17 protein-coding genes are annotated in these 16,979 nt (G+C 33.5%); 11 read left to right on the top strand and 6 right to left on the bottom strand.

Annotation, left to right across the window (positions count from 1 at the left end; genetic code table 11):
• Positions 1–107 precede the first annotated feature (107 nt).
• The gene (locus BMW64_RS12110; protein ID WP_090000225.1) at positions 108–2,627 is read right to left on the bottom strand and encodes a DEAD/DEAH box helicase family protein; all 2,520 of its coding nucleotides are present in this window, start codon (positions 2,625–2,627) and stop codon (positions 108–110) included.
• 55 nt (positions 2,628–2,682) lie between these two features.
• Complete coding sequence (locus tag BMW64_RS12105; RefSeq protein WP_090000224.1) at positions 2,683–3,882, bottom strand: site-specific integrase; 1,200 nt, start codon at positions 3,880–3,882, stop codon at positions 2,683–2,685.
• Positions 3,883–4,265: 383 nt separating this feature from the next.
• On the opposite strand from BMW64_RS12105, the gene BMW64_RS12100 reads away from it, so the two are divergent.
• The 5 genes from BMW64_RS12100 to BMW64_RS12080 all read left to right on the top strand — a co-directional run bounded on the left by BMW64_RS12100 (position 4,266) and on the right by BMW64_RS12080 (position 10,165).
• Positions 4,266–5,477, top strand: coding sequence for a site-specific integrase (locus BMW64_RS12100; RefSeq protein ID WP_090000223.1), 1,212 nt, complete (start codon positions 4,266–4,268; stop codon positions 5,475–5,477).
• A gap of 317 nt (positions 5,478–5,794) precedes the next feature.
• Complete coding sequence (locus tag BMW64_RS12095; RefSeq protein WP_090000222.1) at positions 5,795–7,045, top strand: site-specific integrase; 1,251 nt, start codon at positions 5,795–5,797, stop codon at positions 7,043–7,045.
• Positions 7,046–7,275: 230 nt separating this feature from the next.
• Positions 7,276–8,202: an SMEK domain-containing protein gene (locus BMW64_RS12090; protein ID WP_024568175.1), complete on the top strand. Its 927-nt coding sequence runs from the start codon at positions 7,276–7,278 to the stop codon at positions 8,200–8,202.
• A gap of 2 nt (positions 8,203–8,204) precedes the next feature.
• Positions 8,205–8,441 (top strand): hypothetical protein, encoded by a 237-nt coding sequence (locus tag BMW64_RS12085; RefSeq protein WP_024568176.1) that lies wholly within the window; start codon positions 8,205–8,207, stop codon positions 8,439–8,441.
• Positions 8,438–10,165, top strand: a complete 1,728-nt coding sequence (locus BMW64_RS12080) for a DUF2326 domain-containing protein (protein WP_090000221.1) — start codon at positions 8,438–8,440, stop codon at positions 10,163–10,165. The genes BMW64_RS12085 and BMW64_RS12080 overlap by 4 nt, the downstream gene beginning before the upstream one ends.
• Before the next feature lie 83 nt (positions 10,166–10,248).
• Here the strand turns inward: BMW64_RS12080 and BMW64_RS12075 are convergent, their stop codons facing one another.
• The 3 genes from BMW64_RS12075 to BMW64_RS12065 all read right to left on the bottom strand — a co-directional run bounded on the left by BMW64_RS12075 (position 10,249) and on the right by BMW64_RS12065 (position 11,304).
• Positions 10,249–10,530 carry a helix-turn-helix domain-containing protein gene (locus tag BMW64_RS12075; protein WP_024568178.1) on the bottom strand — a complete coding sequence of 94 codons (282 nt, stop codon included), beginning with the start codon at positions 10,528–10,530 and terminating at the stop codon, positions 10,249–10,251.
• Positions 10,527–10,823 carry a helix-turn-helix domain-containing protein gene (locus BMW64_RS12070; protein ID WP_090000220.1) on the bottom strand — a complete coding sequence of 99 codons (297 nt, stop codon included), beginning with the start codon at positions 10,821–10,823 and terminating at the stop codon, positions 10,527–10,529. The genes BMW64_RS12075 and BMW64_RS12070 overlap by 4 nt, the downstream gene beginning before the upstream one ends.
• Before the next feature lie 100 nt (positions 10,824–10,923).
• The gene (locus BMW64_RS12065) at positions 10,924–11,304 is read right to left on the bottom strand and encodes a hypothetical protein (protein WP_177175282.1); all 381 of its coding nucleotides are present in this window, start codon (positions 11,302–11,304) and stop codon (positions 10,924–10,926) included.
• Positions 11,305–11,705: 401 nt separating this feature from the next.
• On the opposite strand from BMW64_RS12065, the gene BMW64_RS12060 reads away from it, so the two are divergent.
• The 4 genes from BMW64_RS12060 (at position 11,706) to arsB (ending at position 14,241) form a co-directional block, all read left to right on the top strand.
• Complete coding sequence (locus BMW64_RS12060) at positions 11,706–12,035, top strand: ArsR/SmtB family transcription factor (protein WP_024568181.1); 330 nt, start codon at positions 11,706–11,708, stop codon at positions 12,033–12,035.
• A gap of 72 nt (positions 12,036–12,107) precedes the next feature.
• Complete coding sequence (locus BMW64_RS12055; RefSeq protein WP_090000218.1) at positions 12,108–12,572, top strand: DUF6428 family protein; 465 nt, start codon at positions 12,108–12,110, stop codon at positions 12,570–12,572.
• Between the two features lie 19 nt (positions 12,573–12,591).
• Positions 12,592–13,206: a low molecular weight phosphatase family protein gene (locus tag BMW64_RS12050; protein ID WP_090000217.1), complete on the top strand. Its 615-nt coding sequence runs from the start codon at positions 12,592–12,594 to the stop codon at positions 13,204–13,206.
• A 3-nt stretch (positions 13,207–13,209) separates the two neighbouring features.
• Positions 13,210–14,241 carry an ACR3 family arsenite efflux transporter gene (arsB, locus tag BMW64_RS12045; RefSeq protein ID WP_090000216.1) on the top strand — a complete coding sequence of 344 codons (1,032 nt, stop codon included), beginning with the start codon at positions 13,210–13,212 and terminating at the stop codon, positions 14,239–14,241.
• A gap of 25 nt (positions 14,242–14,266) precedes the next feature.
• On the opposite strand, the gene BMW64_RS12040 is transcribed toward arsB, so the two are convergent.
• Entirely contained in the window at positions 14,267–14,746 is a 480-nt protein-coding gene (locus BMW64_RS12040; RefSeq protein WP_090000215.1) for a DUF3408 domain-containing protein, read from the bottom strand.
• Positions 14,747–15,273: 527 nt separating this feature from the next.
• Between BMW64_RS12040 and mobA the strand changes: the two genes are divergently transcribed.
• Positions 15,274–15,708 (top strand): conjugal transfer protein MobA, encoded by a 435-nt coding sequence (gene mobA, locus BMW64_RS12035; protein WP_090000214.1) that lies wholly within the window; start codon positions 15,274–15,276, stop codon positions 15,706–15,708.
• Positions 15,709–15,712: 4 nt separating this feature from the next.
• A complete protein-coding gene (gene mobB / locus BMW64_RS12030) occupies positions 15,713–16,975 on the top strand; it encodes a conjugal transfer protein MobB (RefSeq protein ID WP_090000213.1) in 1,263 nt (420 codons plus the stop codon).
• The last annotated feature ends 4 nt before the right edge of the window (positions 16,976–16,979 follow it).

Here is a 16,979-nt window from a genome sequence, read left to right as displayed (position 1 = left end):
TTTACTAGAAATAATATATCCCTGTACCACTAGAGTACAGGGATTATGTTTTTCAATCCGTCCATTTTTCTTAAAACCTATATATAGACTCAGGGATTTTGGACGGATTATTTTCTTCTTATTTCTTCTGTTATGTTTTTTACTTCTTCCTCAGAAAGTGCATTTACTTCAAAAAATGTTTCAGGTAAGGCTTCATAGTCATAATCAGGTAGAGAGAGATAATTTACAACTTCTGTGTGTCTAGGAATAGGTTTAATTTCAATAATTTTCTTCCCATTTCTCCTAGCACCACTAGCTTCTTTATAATCTGTTGTTTTGAAAAAATCATTCAATATTATACTATAAAGGGATTCAATTTGTTTGCTTTCTTCTTTATTTATAAATCTATGTTTAAATTCATACCTTGAAAGTATCTCATCCTCTTCTAGGAAATGCTTTAGTATTTCTCTAAATTCTTCTAATCTGTCTTGTGGAATGAAGTTTTCATTTGGTTTATTTAAGACAAATTGAAATGTACCCTGATGGGCTGTAGTTATGGTTATTTGAGAATTAATCACTTGTTGTCTTAAAAAATTCAAAAATTTAAATGCTTTAAGTCTTCTAGTGGCATTTGGGTTATCTTGAATATCCTCAGTATTAATTATTTCTGCATGTGCTATCCCTTCAAGGAAATACTGACTTCTATCATATACACCATCATGAAGTTTTCCATCTTTAAAATACTCATGTCTGTTTACTGGATTATTGGTATAACCAAAATGCTGTACAAAGCTAAGTAGCTGTAATTCAAAACACTTATTATGATTAGCTGTTCCATTCTTTTTTAATGGTAACAATTGTCCACTAGAATTTTGAAATATAAGTTGAAAGCTATTGAATAAATCATCCCTGAATATATTATAAAACTGGGTATCATTATAAAAGTAATATATATGCATTCTTCTATCATCTTGGAAGTAATAGCTATTACAATATTCTTTTAATCCCTTTTGTATTTCTCCATATTTAAAGATTAATGCTGGTACTCTATTACCTGAAGCTAGTTTACAATTAATAAACTGATTGGTAATAGCACAATAAGTAATATATGAAGATAGATCATTCCCATAGAAATCATATTTTTTAGCTAGTAAAGCTTCTCCTTCATTTAACTTGAATAACCTATACTCAGGGAAGTCTAGCCTAACACTATTTAATCTATCTAGTGACTTAACAAAATCAATCTCATGTCTTACATTTTCTTTTATTTCTTTTTCATAGAATGCATTAAGTATCTCATCTTGTGATGATAAAGAAAGATATTTTGTTTTATGTTCTAATTGCTGAGTATCCATTACTGAAGTATAAAATTCTTTGAATACTTCTACCTTTTCTACTTCCTCAAACTGTAAAGATTCAAAATCAAAATCTTTTGGTTTAGGGAGAATAAGATGTATTTCTCCTTTCACTCTTTGTCTTGCTAGTGCCTGAATAATTGAATTTATGCCTCCAGAGAATATTCCATAGTTGTTTTTAAAAGGCTTTTTAGCTCCTTTTGGAGGTAAGATAATAACATAAGCATGATTGCCCTTTTTAATGCTTACACCAGTTTTAAAATTAGTACCAACATTACACATGCTTGGATTGTATCTGTTTTGGGGGGTAACTCTATCATTCCTTTGGTTTAGAACTAATTCAGAGGTACAATTATTGATTTCAGCATATTTCGAATATAGCTCCTTTCCAATACCTGAACCTTTATTTTTAATAATATTATCTGCTAGTGTCTTTGAATAAGATAATATGTCAATATCCTTATCAAGGTAAATAAGCTCCTTAACTAGGTCAGTAATAGCTTTATCATCATAAGTATAAAACTGTTCGTTATTATAATGCAGAAATAGCTCACTTTGCTTTTCAGAAAACCTTCTCCTTTCAGATTCTATGATTTGTATTTTATCATCAGTAAGCTCAGCTAGATACTCAATAACAACTTTTGAAGCTTCATTATATGTAGCACTAATGATATAGTTTTTCAGGATTACATTTCTCCATTTCCAAAGATTGAAAATATATTTTTCCTTAAAATTATGAATAGCATCATGTATTTCATCATAGATAAAAATAACTTTCTTCCCATGTTTTTCACAGTATTTAACTAGTCTATTAGTATAATACCTTTTGACACTAGAGCTTACAAAAGCATCTTCTCCAGGATTTCCTAACAGACAATTTGCTGTAACTATATGAATCCTTTTATGCCAGAAATCTGTTGGTTCCTCATTCCCTAAAACCTCATATCTGAATACATCTCTTTCTGGAATTTCTTTTTCCAATATATCCTTATAATACTGTTCCACTAGACTCACAAAAGGAGAAGCTAGGAAAATAACATAATCAGTATTACTGTAATATTGCTTTACAATATCAATTATTGCTGTAGTCTTACCTTGTCCTACACCTGCGTTAATAACCACAGTATTCTTGTCATACAGCTTAATGTGATTAGTTAAAGGAGTTTTAATGTATCCATCACTATCAGGAGAAATAATAACTTTCTCAGTAGTATGGAAATTAGAGAAATCTTCAGGATTAATTTGTTTGAACTCAATAGGAAAGTCTTCAAAGTGGGTATTAGGTAAATTCATGCTTAATATAAAGTTTAACTGCCTTGTAAAAATACACAAAGCAGTTAATCCATAGTTATTTTAGTTTAGAATTTAACCTATTCATCTGCTCACCAACCTTACTCTTAACAACTTTAGCATAGTGCTCTTGAGTAATAGTGATTTTAGAATGACCTAGCAGTTCTGATACAATCTCCATAGGAACATCATTAAAGAGTAATACTGTTGTAGCAAAGGTTCTTCTTGCTAGATGGTGAGTAAGTCTTTTATTTAGTCCAACTATATCAGCTATCTCTTTTAAATAAGCATTAAATTTTTGATTACTAAACTTTGGTAAAGCTTTCTTTTCATCAACATAATCATATTTCTCAATTATCTTCTTACCTCTAGAAAGTAGTGGTATTGATAATAAATGCTGAGTTTTTCCTCTGATCATATTAATCCATTCATTACCATCAAAGCCAATTATAATATGTGATTTCTCAAGGTTTACCATTTCATTATATGCTAAACCTGTATAACAGCAGAAAACAAACAAATCTGCTACTATTTGTAATCTCTCTGCTTTAAATTGATACTCTTCTATTTTAGCTAGCTCTTCCCTAGTCAAATAAGTAATTTCTTTTTTGATATGCTTTACTTTGTAGCTTGTAAATGGTTCTTTTTGTATAATATCTTGGGATATGGCAAGCTTAACTATCTTCCTGAACCTTTGTATCATCTTATTAGTAGTTGCAAGGGCTAAGGATTTCTCTGCCTTCAGGAAGAATTCATAATCTTGAATAAACTTTAAGTCCAAATCTTTGAAATGATAATCTCCCTTATTAAAAGAATACTTAATAAAGTCTTTTAATAGCTCTTTTGCCTGTTTAAACTTCCATAAAGTTGCTATAGAATACTCCTTACCTATTAGTTTTTCAATTCTATCATTATGTTCTTGAAAGAGCTGTAATATAGTTTTGTTCTTTTTAGGAGGATTTCCTTTATACTGTAAGAAAACATCTTCCACATCAAACTCTTCTTCATTAACCTGTAAAAACAAAAAAGCCTGATTAATTTTATTCTTAATCAGACTCAATTGTGTATTGATAGTTTCATTCTCAGAATTTGGTGGTTTAGCTTTCTGCTGCTTATTATCCCAGTTTTGAGGATTAATAAATATGCCTGTAGCAAAAGGTTTTCTTTCTCCCATGTAAGTAATCCTACACTTTAAGGGAGCTAGACCTTTACTATTAGATTTTGATTTATCTAATACAAATAATATTTTAATTGTCATTTTCTAGTGTTAATGAGGGTTATAATGGGGTTCCAATTTCCCAGAATAGGGTTCCTTTTGGGGACCTTTTTTAGTTTAGATTTAAAAGATAATGAGAATGTTCTAGAAAAAATAAGAATATAAAACCTTGATTCTAAGGCATAAAAAAAGCCCAACAAACTTGACGTTTTGTTTGGGCTCTTAATTAGTGGTCCCACTTGGGCTCGAACCAAGGACCACCTGATTATGAGATATATTTTTATAAATATGTTTTATTTTATAATATTATATTTTATGTTTATTATGCACATTTACAGTAACTTAATTATATTATAAATTTTATATTATTATATATTTTCTTATATTTGAACCAACAATGTTCGTCAAATGTTCGTCAATATATTATGATTAGTTTTCAATTTACATTAAAAAGTACTACGAAGGTCAATGGTGAGAAAAGTATCATTATTTCTTTTATCAAAGACCGCAAAAATACCTCATTATCTCTTCAAAAGTCTTGCAGAGAAGACCAATGGAGTTATGAGACAGAAAGAGTGAAAAAGAATCATCCAGAACACAAAAAAATTAATGCTTTTATCGAAAAGTACCACAAGATAATAGAAGAAATAATCGAGCAATTTGAAGATGATAATATTTCCTATACCCTTCCCGACCTTATAAATAGAATTAAAACTTATAAGGGGAAAAATAAAACTGTTTCTTACACAGAATTTCAGCTACAAAATATTGAAAATCTAAAAAAATCATCAAAAATCGGAACAGCTCAAATAGAAAATGAAACTTTGAAATCTCTTCAGCTATTCTTCAAAAAAAAAGACATCGGATTTAATGAAATAACTTATTTATCTCTAAAAAATTATGAAGCTTATTGTACAGAAAAGGGAAACAAATCCAGTACAATTGGGATACGTCTAAGAACAGTAAGAAACATTTTCAATCAAGCAATCAAAGGAAAAATTATAAAAGAAACTCAATATCCATTCAAAGACTTTAAGTTATCCAAAATTAAAACAAATAGTAAGAAAGAATATTTAACTCAAGATGAAATACGCCTTTTAAAAAATTATGAAACGAAAGAACCCAAAGAGGAATTTGCTAGAGATATGTTTTTATTCAGCTATTATTCACGTGGAATTAATTTTATTGACTTAATAAAACTCGAAAAAAAATCTCTTTTGGGTAGCACTATTCATTATATAAGAACAAAGACTGGGGCTTCGGTCAGTTTTAAATTAACTGATTTGAATAAAAGCATTCTTGAAAAGTATGATTCAGAATCTAGCTCAAACTTTTTGTTCAGAATTATAAAGAACAATAATACAGATGAAATATATTTAAAAAATAAATGCCATAAGTATTTAAAAGAATTCATAAATAAGCCACTCAAAGAAATTATTAAAAATCTTAAAATCAATAAGAATATCACTTATTATTGTGCGAGACATTCTTTCGCTACTGCATTAAAATTTGAAAATGTTTCTATTGACATAATAAAGGAAGCATTAGGGCATAAAGATATTAATTCAACGATGTCTTATCTTAATACGTTACCAGATACAAAGCTCGACAAAATCATTGAAGATATAATTATATAAGCACAAAATATCCTAAAAGACATTTACTGATATTTTGATGCAAGGAAACTTTAAAATAAATTTTCAGTAAAAATACATCAAAGATTAAAAACAGGTAAAACGGTTGTAGATAAAGGCTTTACAGCCGTTTTATGATTTTTTGGTAATGTGGTAAAAAGCAGGAAAAAGCAACGATTGGCAAAAGTAAGGTTACTAAAACGTTACTTTTAAACATCGGAAACAATCGATTCAAAATACTGTATTTCAGCTTTTTGCGCAATCTTTCATATTGTTCCGTGGCTCACATAAGTTTAATTTTATCATTAAGAATTGTGAGTATGGAAACGACAAAAAAATCAACATTTAAGGTGCTTTTCTACCTTAAAAAGAACGCCCCGAAGAAAAATGGAAAAGTTACGGTTATGTGCAGGATTACTGTAAATGGTAAACAGTCTGCATTCAGCACAAAGTTGGATATTTCCGCATCGAATTGGGATTTGAAGTACGGCAGGGTTTTAGGAAAAAGCCGAGAAGCACAAGACACAAACAGCAAACTTGACAAAATTCGTTTGGGTATTGAGGAATGCTATTCCAAAATCCTAAAGAACGAGGGAGCGGTAAACATTGCTAAACTTAAAAATGCCTTTCTCGGAATGGAAATCGGAGAACTGACCTTTTTCAAATTCTACGAGCAGTTCCTCTCTGATTATGAAAAAAAGGTCAATAACGGACTTCGGGTAAATGGTACACGCAGTAAGTACAAAACACTTTTAAAGCACCTGCAAAATTTTGCCCTTACAAAATACGGTTACTCCGATGTATCTTTTAACGACCTTACCCCTGATTTTGTGCAGGACTTTGATTACTACCTGCGTGACGACCAAAGTTTAACCCACAACACCATTTGGCTGTATATGATTGGTTTTACTACGCTTTGCCGATTGGCAATTAGCAGAAAGCACCTTGCTTTTAATCCGTTCAGCGAGTACAAGAACACCAAAAAGGATAAAGACAGAGGTTATCTGTTGCGGAACGAGTTGGAACAGCTTGTAGCGTTCAACTGCGAGAAAAAGAAAGACGAATTGGTTAAAGACCTGTTTGTTTTCAGTTGCTTTACAGGACTTTCGTATTCGGATATAAAAGGGCTTAAAAACAGTAATATACAAGAGTTCTTTGATGGCAATCAATGGATTATCGTTCGCAGGAGAAAAACGGCAACATCGTCCAATGTAATGCTGTTGGATATTCCGAAAATGATTATCGAAAAGTATACAGGATTGTCAAAGGACGGCAAAGTTTTTCCTGTTCCGTCTAATAGTTCCTGTAATGATAGGTTAAAAGTAATATCCCAACAAATCGACTGCCTTAAAGAAAAGAAAGTAACCTTTCATTTGGCACGCCATACTTTTGCCACCCTGTTTTTAAGCGAGGGCGTTCCGCTTGAAAGTTTGAGCAAAATGTTAGGGCATAAAAACATAGCCACCACACAGATTTATGCAAAAATTCTTAATGAGAAAGTTGGAAAGGATATGCAAAAGGTATCGCACAAATTTAAAGGTTTGGAACGCTCTTTTGTGTCACAATTGTAGAAATTTTAAAGAACTGTCAGTTCTGTTATTTATAAATAACAGGACTGTTTACTTATACTTAAACAACCAATTCACATTAATAAAAACACGTATTTTTTCACAGCTTTATTTTCTAACCGCCATGTAATATTTTTCGTGTTTCAGATGATTAGAATGAAATCATAACACTCAATTTAATATCTTTGTCCAAATCAAAATGTTGTATTGTAACAGTTACTTGGTATATATGTATGGACAATAGGCAATCATATTTAACTTTAATTGGAAGAAGATTAGCATACCTTAAAGCAGAGGTAGAGCTACTCAATTCCCTTAATTTAACAGATATTAATGTCTATGCGGAAAATTTTTACCGAGATTTTTTCAATTTGTTAGGATATGAGTTTGAGAACACTAATTTCATTGAGAATAATTTTGCTCATATTGACCTAATTGATACTAAAAATAAGTTGGCTATTCAGGTAACTTCCCAAAATGATAATAAGAAAATTAAGGAGGCTATTGATGGGTTTTACAAAGATACCAATCGTAAAGACTATAAATTAAAACTTTTGCTAATCGCTAAGGACGCTAAAGATTATAAAACAAAATTTGGTAATAACTTCAACCATAAGGAAGATGTCCTTGATATAAAGAAAATCTTAGCAGTAATAAATAATATTACAGATTTGAATAAGATTAAAAGTATTGCAGATTTTCTTAACGAACAAGTCTTACAAGAAAGGAAGAAGACAGAATCCAACGAGGTAGAAACAATAATGGCTTTGATTGAATATTTAAGTAAGGATGACAATCGAAGTATATCAGAGAAACCTGAAAATGTAGACCCACAATTTAAAATCTACAATAGGTTCTCTGAACATAGTGCTTTTTTGATAAATTTATATGCTGAACTATGTACTGTCTATCAACAACCATTATTTGAAGCTAAACAAGGAATTGACAGTGTAAAGGCAATTAAAATATCAAGTTATTTAAAAGATGAAAGCGATAAGATTTTAACGGCTGAGGCTAATAATCCTCAAATGGCATTAGAGAGGTTAGTTGAATTGTTTTATGGTAAACTTTCAGAAAACGGCATTAAGTTCGATAAAATAGCCATAAAATATTATTTATTGGATGAATTGATTAACTGTAATGTGTTTCCAAATAATTAACAATGTTAGTATCTAAAGACGAAAATATAAAAACATCATCTGTATATGTAGCTTCTTTGATTTTGAAAAATATTCAACGTCAAAAAGTTGATAAGATTTCTATTTTCGAGTTATCTAAAGACCTAAAAAAATATAATATTACACGTTACCGTCATTTATTTTTTGGACTTGCGTTTTTATATTCATCAGGAATCATTGATTTTAAAGAGCCTTTTATTTATGTTAGAAAACAAAAATGATTAAAATTAATAAACTATATAGCGAGCCTCAAATATTTGCCCCAATCACTTTTGAATATGGGATAAATATTATTATGGGAGAAGAGGCGGAAAGCACCAATAAGAAAATTGGTGTGGGCAAGTCTATTTGTATAGAGTTTATAAACTTTTGTTTACTTAAAAGAATATCCGACAGTAGGTTAAATCTGATTCCTAAAAAATATACTGAAATAACAGAAAGTCAAATCAAATTAGACCTTGACTTTGATGACAAAAAAATGACTATTTCTCGTTCAATAAAAAATCAGGAGCAAATAACCATTTTCGTTAATGGAGAAGAAAAGAACTTTGATAGATTGGATGATGCTTCGGACTATTTAGGGAATTTATATTTTGAACGTTTTCCCACAAGCTTAAAACGGTTAAGTTTTAGAAACTTGTTACAACCAATTATTAGAGATGAAAGGTCGGAATTTAAAGATTTAATTCAGTGCCACGATACAAAAAAAAGGATACCACCAGATTTTGGACCACATCTTTTTTATTTGAATTTGGGACTTGAAAAATATTCAGAAATTAAATCGTTGAACGATAATCTGAAAAAAAAGAAAGACTACTTTACTGAAATAAAAAAAATAGTGACTCAAAATGATGAGTTAAAAATTCAGGATGCCAAAGCCCATTTAAATGAGTTAGAAAGTGAAGTTTTAAAAATCAATAAATCTATTGAGGGATTAAAGAATAATGAATCCTTTGAATTACTTCAGGAAGATTTGGTAAAATTGGAAAGTAGATTATCTGAACTTAGAACACGTCAACAAGCCATTAAATACGAGATTAAGCAAATTGATTCTTTACCAAAGCCAGAGAATATTAATGAAAATGAAATTTCTATAATATTTAATCAATTCAAACAAGGACTTGGCGATTTAGTGGAGAAATCTTTAGATGACCTAAAAGAGTTTAAAAACAAAATTGATGGTTTTAGAAGCTCTATTGTAAATGACCGATTAATTGCTTTGAAAAAAGAACTTAATCAACTAAATGAAGTAGTTAGAAAATTAGATAATGATTATTCTCAAAAAATTAGTCTTATAGATAATGGAGAAGTTTTAAGAGATTTAAAGACTTCAATAAAAATCTTCAATGATAAGAACAGTGAATTGAGTAATCTTCGTTCGTTGATTGAAAGATATGATACCGCAGAAAGAGATAAAAAAATATTAGAGGCAGAAAAAACTGTTCTAATTTCTGATTTTGATGAAGAATTATATCAAAAAGCTAAAATAATTAAAAGCTTTAGAGAAACGATTTTAGAAATTCACGAAAAAATAATGGGTAATAGGGAAGCTCATTTCGAGATTAAAACAACAAAAAATAAAAATGTTGTCGAATTTGTTATGAGAACCGATGATGATGGTAGTCATTCTACTGAAAGAATGAAAGTATTTATCTATGATATTTCATTGATGCTTAATGAATACACAAAACAATATCACCCAGGATTCTTAATTCACGATAATATTTTTGAAGATGATGATTCTATTGAAAAAAGCTTAAATTTTCTCTCTGGCTACAATGAAAAGAGTCCTAATGAATTTCAGTATATCGTTACATTAAATAGTGACCTTATAGAATTAGCTTCCCAAAATAATAAATTATCATTCAATGTCAATGACGTAAAAAGAGCATCATTTACAAAAGAAAATAGGTTTTTAGGGTTAAAGTATAATGAAACCAAATAGCAACACAGCCCACCGCTTTAAGCAGTGGGCTGTTTCTTTAATTGACCGATACGGTTACGGTTTCAAAGCATTCATTTATTCGGCTAACGCTGATAGTTGTCTTCCAATACCTTGATAATATCGCTTTCACGGAAAAGAATTTTCCGTTCAAGTTTGATAAAAGGTATCAGTCCGTCATCCCTGTACTGTTGCAACGTCCGTTTGCTAATGTGTAGCTTCTCACAAACCTGTTCGCCTGACAGGTAGATTTCCCCTTTTAACAATGGGTGGAAATATTGCCTGATATACAGCAGTTCATTTTTGATGCCTACCATAGCTTCGAGCAGGGCAAGCATATCCTCGTTTGAATTTCCAATCTGTTTCATTTCTTTTGCTTTTTTAATGGTCGCTCTCCCTGCATAAGTATCTCCACATCGGATAATCTGAAATAAGTCTTCCGATTGATTTGCACTGCACCAAGAATGCCCTTTGCCCTGTATGTCTGTAATGTTCGCTTACTGATATTAAGCAGTTGGCAGGCTTCCTGCTGGTCGAGCCATTTTGTTGCCTGTTGCAATGCTTTGTAGGGCAATGTAATTTCCTTAACCAATAAGGATACTTCCTTTACTTCCCTGTGCAATGCCTTTAAAATCTGAATGTCTAAAACTGTTATTTCCATATCTACATCATTTAAACTTCAAAAATATAAGGTGCTTATACAAGGTTTTCCAATGTTGTAGTCAAAGGTTGCATTTGGCGTTCAGATGCTAAATACTCGGTTATAATCCCAACTTTGGTTTTTTGTTTTTTGGGCGAGCCTGTTGTATTTTGTTTGAATTGTCCATTTTTAAAGCAGGCTTTTTATTGGTCTGTATGGTCTGATTGTTTTCAGCATTTTTATAATCCGAATGCATAACAGTTTTTGTCGCACCTATTACGCTTTCGGGTTCGGCCGGTTGCTTTGGTGGTTCAGCAGGTTTGCCCCCGAACAGCCTGCCAAGACCTAAACCCTTTGTGTCTTTGAATTGACGTTTAAAGTTGGCAATGAAATTGGAAATTGGGTCGCTGTTCTTATCGACCTGCATAAAAGGTGTGTTCTTTCTTTGCTCGGATTGTTCTTTCTCTTTCCGCTCTTTGTCGGTAATTACTTTTTGTGCCATAGGTTCAAAATTTTCCCCAATGTAAACCATAGAAGTTTACTCCATTTGCCTTTGGCATTTAGTGGCAGTCTTTGGCAGTCAAAGGCATTTTGATAAAAGGAATATTTGAAATGTGCACCCAAAAAAGAACAAAAAGGCAGCAAAGGTAAGGCGGACAGCCACCACACCGCCCAACCAAAAGCTTACGGCATAATGGCAGGGCAAAAAGGTGGCTTCGCCGAGTTGTTGTGTTTGCCCTGCCACCCTTCGGGACTTATTCCGTTTCCTTTTGGTTTTCCGCTTGTCCGTCTTGATTGAACAGCTTTCTTTTTTTTCTGTTTTTTTCTTTGAAAAGAATTTTACGAAAAAACCTTTTGTGTTTGAATTTATTATCGTAATATTGCGATGTATAAAAACAAAATATGGGACTTACCAAATCGGAAATATTCACAGACGAACAAAATAGATTAGCTTCTCTGTTTAAGGTTCTGGCACACCCTGCAAGGGTTGCCATACTTCAATATATCATCAACCAGAAAGCCTGTATCTGTAATGATTTGGTCGAGGAATTGGGCTTGGCACAGGCAACTATTTCACAGCACTTAAAGGAATTGAAAAACATCGGTATCATTCAGGGGACAATCGAGGGCAAATCTGTTTGCTATTGTATTGATGAAAATGTTTGGAAAAAAATCCAAACGGATTTTAATACTTTTTTCAATCAGGAAGTAAAGGTAAACAAGTGCTGTTAGCCGTTTTTTTAGTATTTAACATCGTTATATTGCAATATATAATTTAATAAATCTTTTTAAAATTCAAAAACAATGAAACTATCAGAATTCAAAGAAATCTTGCCAACATTAGACAATGTTGAATTTCAATTAGAAAACGGAACTTTTGTTCCCGAACATTTCCACATTACGGAAGTAGGTATTATTACCAAACACTTTATTGATTGTGGCGGAACTATCCGAAATGAAAAAGTTGTCAATTTCCAATTATGGAACGCCAACGATTTTGAACACAGATTAAAACCGACCAAATTATTAAACATCATTAAATTATCCGAAGAAAAATTGGGAATTGATGATGCCGAAATAGAAGTAGAATACCAGAGCGAAACAATCGGTAAATACGATTTGGATTTTAACGGAAACCATTTTGTACTGAATAACAAACAAACCGCTTGTTTGGCAAGTGATGCCTGCGGTATTCCTGCCGAAAAACAAAAAGTAAAATTATCAGAGCCGAACAGTGCTTGCTGTACACCTGATTCGGGCTGTTGTTAAACCCTATAAACCAATCGTAATGTATAAAAATTTAGCTGCAACCATAAAGGGAATAACTGATGTTCAGACCATAAGCGAGGAACGTAAAACCGTATTACAGCCGTTGGTAGATTACATACAGCAAAAGGTAAATAGCGGACAGGAAATAAATCTAAATTTCATCTGTACCCACAATTCACGTAGAAGCCATTTGTCGCAGGTTTGGGCACAGGTGGCAAGTGTATATTACCATATTCCGAATGTGCATTGTTATTCGGGCGGTACGGAAGAAACGGCACTATTTCCAAAAGTTGCAGAAACATTGACTAATCAGGGTTTAAACATCTTTAAAATTGCAGACAATAATAATCCTGTATATGCTATAAAGTATAGTGAAAATACTTTACCTATAATCGGTTTTTCAAAAAAGTACGATAGCCCTTTCAATCCTGTATCGGCATTTACAGCCATTATGACCTGTTCGCAGGCAGACGGAAGATGCCCTTTCATTGCAGGTGCGGAAAAAAGAATACCTATCACATTTGAAGACCCGAAAATTTCAGACGGTACAACAGAGCAGACAAAAGTCTATACAGAGAGAAGTTTGCAGATAGCAACTGAAATGTTCTATGTTTTTTCAATGATTAAAAAATAACCGATGCAACCAAAACTAAAATTTCTTGACCGTTACCTAACCCTATGGATATTCCTTGCAATGGCATTAGGTGTGGGCTTGGGCTATTTCTTTCCCAATATTTCCAAGGTAACAGATAGTTTGTCCGTAGGCACGACCAATATTCCTTTGGCAGTAGGTCTGATACTGATGATGTATCCGCCATTGGCAAAGGTTGATTATTCATTATTACCTATGGCATTTAAGGATAAAAAAGTAATCGGTATATCCTTATTGCTCAATTGGGTTATCGGCACAGTACTGATGTTCGGGTTAGCCGTTCTGTTTTTAAGGAACGAACCCGATTATATGACAGGCTTGATACTGATAGGTTTGGCAAGGTGCATCGCAATGGTAATCGTTTGGAGTGATTTAGCTAAAGCAAACAGAGAATATACAGCTATGTTAGTTGCATTAAACAGTATCTTCCAGATACTTTCTTATAGCTTCTTAGTTTGGTTATTCATCAACGTACTACCTGCAAAATTAGAATTAGCCAACTTCAATGTAAGCGTATCAATGAAAGACGTAACCGAAAGCGTATTGATATACTTAGGCATTCCATTCTTGGCAGGTTTTCTAAGCCGTTACTTCCTTGTAAAATCAAAAGGTATAGAATGGTATAACAGGAAATTTGTACCCCGAATATCGCCCATTACATTGTATGCTTTACTGTTTACAATCGTATTAATGTTCAGTCTGAAAGGTGATAAAATATTGGAGTTGCCAATGGATGTAGTAAAAGTAGCCATACCGTTAGTAATCTATTTTGTACTGATGTTTTTTGTGAGCTTCTTTATCAATAAATCCCTTAAAGTTCCTTACGACAAAAACGCATCTATCGCATTTACAGCCACAGGAAACAATTTTGAATTGGCAATAGCCGTAGCCATAGCGATTTTCGGTATTCATTCGCCACAGGCATTTGTGGGCGTTATCGGACCATTGGTCGAAGTGCCTGTTTTGATACTATTGGTAAGGGCAAGTCTTTGGTTAAAGAAAAGATATTACAATTAGATTTAATGCCCTGCCACTTTAGTATTTAAAACAATGGCTTGAGCTTTTCATTATAGATTTCCTTAATCAATTCTCCGAACTCCTGAAAATGGTATTCGATAATGTTATCCAGATACGCATAAATTGTGAGTTTGTCGATACCCATAATGTTTGTAAGCCTGTTGAATGTTTCGTGGTGTTCCTGCCGAACATAGACTGATTTGCCTTTGCTTGCCGTAGTGTTCGGAATTTTAAAAAACTGTCCGCAGTAGTCCTCTTTGGTCAGCTTCTTTGGCTTTGAGGTCGTTCTTTTGACGGTGTTCGCTGACGGTCTTGTCTGTTCCGTTTCCGTAGGTTCTTCTCCTGCCATTACACGCATCATCGCTTCTTCGTCAATTTCGGGTTTGGCAAAATCTACCTGATGCGTTACTTCCTGTTCAGTTTTTTTCTTTTCACTGCCAAGAAAATTTTCAATAGAAAAATCCTCTGTTTTGGGTTGCTGTTTTTTGTTTTCTTCGTGTATCATATCTATCGTTTTTAATATTGTTTCAAATTAGTTGTTTGGTTAGATGAACAATTAGTTATACATATCATTGTACAGATGCAACTATCTATGTACCTACATATTTTTCATTAGCTAAAAAGCCAGTGGATTTCCAGCAATCACTCACGCTGATTTGCTATCTAAATTTATGCTGTTTAGTTACTTCATTAAGGGTATAACCAATCAGCCAGCTAACCATATACAAAGGAAATAAAAGCAGTCCAAATCTGCCATAAGGGGGCATTCAGTGGCACTATTTGGCGTTTATTGTCGTGTTTATAAATAGCTGTTATTCAAACACTCTTACCGAACTTTGTAATAGAAACGGTTGATTTTTTCGGCTAACCCTAATCCGTTGGCAAAACGGATTTTTCTGAACCCCTGTTCAGAGCAAGTTATCTTTTGAGGTACTCGAAATAAATTTCCGTACCTCAAAAGCACTTGCCCTTGCAGGGGCTGGAAACGGCTCCAAAGTCGCTCGTTTGTTTAAGATTTAAAATGGATTTATTATGGAAGAAAAGAACAGTAAACAGGTTAGGAAAACAGGGAGGAAACCGAAGAACGACCCTGCGGTCAATCGGTATTCCATTAACCTGAATGCAGAGGACAATGCCAAGTTCCTTGCCCTCTTTGACCAATCGGGAATGAAAGTAGTGGCTCATTTTATTACAGCCTGCATCTTTCAGAAGACGGTAAAGACAGTAAAAATTGATATGGATGCCATAGAATATCACGAAAAGCTGACCCGATTTTTTAGTCAGTTCAGGGCAATCGGAACAAATTACAATCAGGTTGTAAAGCTATTGTACCGCAATTTTTCGGAGAAAAAAGCATCAGCATACCTCTTTAAACTGGAAAAAGACACCATTGAATTGGTAAAAGTCACTAAGGAAGTCATCCGTCTGACACAGGAATTTGAAGCAAAGTATCTGAAAAAAGAGTAAAGTTATGATTGCAAAAATCGGAAAGGGAAGCAATATGTACGGAGCGATTTTGTACAATCAGCATAAAGTGGACAGGGAAAACGGAGCGGTTTTATTGCTGAACAAGATACCCGATACGGTGGACGGCAGGTATTCCGTAGCCTATTTTAATAAATGCTTTGAGCCGTATTTGTCGGCAAACATCAAAACGGAAAAGACGGTACGCCATATTTCATTGAACCCAGACCCGAAAGACAACGTAAACGATGAGCAGTTTACCGAAATGGCTAGCGTGTATATGGAACGTATGGGCTACGGCAATCAGCCCTATATTGTTTTCAAACATACGGACATTGACCGGACGCATATCCATATTGTTTCGACCTGCGTAGGCATTGACGGCAAGAAAATTCCCGATGATTATGACCACCCACGTTCTATGGCAATATGCCGGGATTTGGAACATAAATACAACCTGCACAAAGCCACCGAGCAGGAGCAGAAACAAGGCAATAAAGTTTTCAAACCTGTGGACTATCAGCGTGGAGATATAAAGAGCCAAATCGCTTCGGTAGTCCGCCATTTGCCAAAATATTATAGCTTTTCAACTATGGGAAGCTATAATGCTTTGCTTTCATTGTTCAATATCACAGCAGAAGAAGTCAAAGGTGAGCGGAACGGTCAGACGGTAAACGGATTGGTCTATATGGCATTGGACGACAAGGGAGAAAAGGCAAGCAATCCGTTCAAAGCATCGCTATTCGGAAAAGATGCAGGCGTGGCACAACTGCAAAAACACTTTGAGCAGTCCAAAGAGAAATTGAAAACCCATTCAGCAAGGTCTGTCCTGAAAAATACGGTTGAGCTTGCTATACATACCACAAACAATGAAACGGATTTTAAAAAGCAATTGACTGAACAGGGAATAAATACGGTTGTAAGACGTAATAATGAAGGACGGATTTACGGAATAACATTCATTGACCACGAAAGCCGTAGCGTTTGGAACGGTTCAGCTTTGGACAGGAACCTCTCGGCAAATGTCTTCAATGATTGGTGGCACAACGGAAACAAACCCGAACTGAATATACAGGGCAGCCCTGTTTCCAAAACGAATACAGTAGACGATTTGCCAACCAAAGACCTTTTTGAGTTTATCTCACAGGAGCATTCGCCAAATTCTGATATTGGGTTGTTCAACCTCTTGACCGAAGCACAGGGCGAGGATTACGAGGAAGAACAGTTTGCCAAGCAGATGAAAAGAAAAACAAGGCGAAGGAAATTATAACCTT

Origin of the sequence: Chryseobacterium taichungense (assembly GCF_900109935.1) — a bacterium.
In the GTDB taxonomy this organism is placed as follows: domain Bacteria; phylum Bacteroidota; class Bacteroidia; order Flavobacteriales; family Weeksellaceae; genus Chryseobacterium; species Chryseobacterium taichungense.
This window is presented reverse-complemented; position numbering and strand designations above follow the sequence as displayed.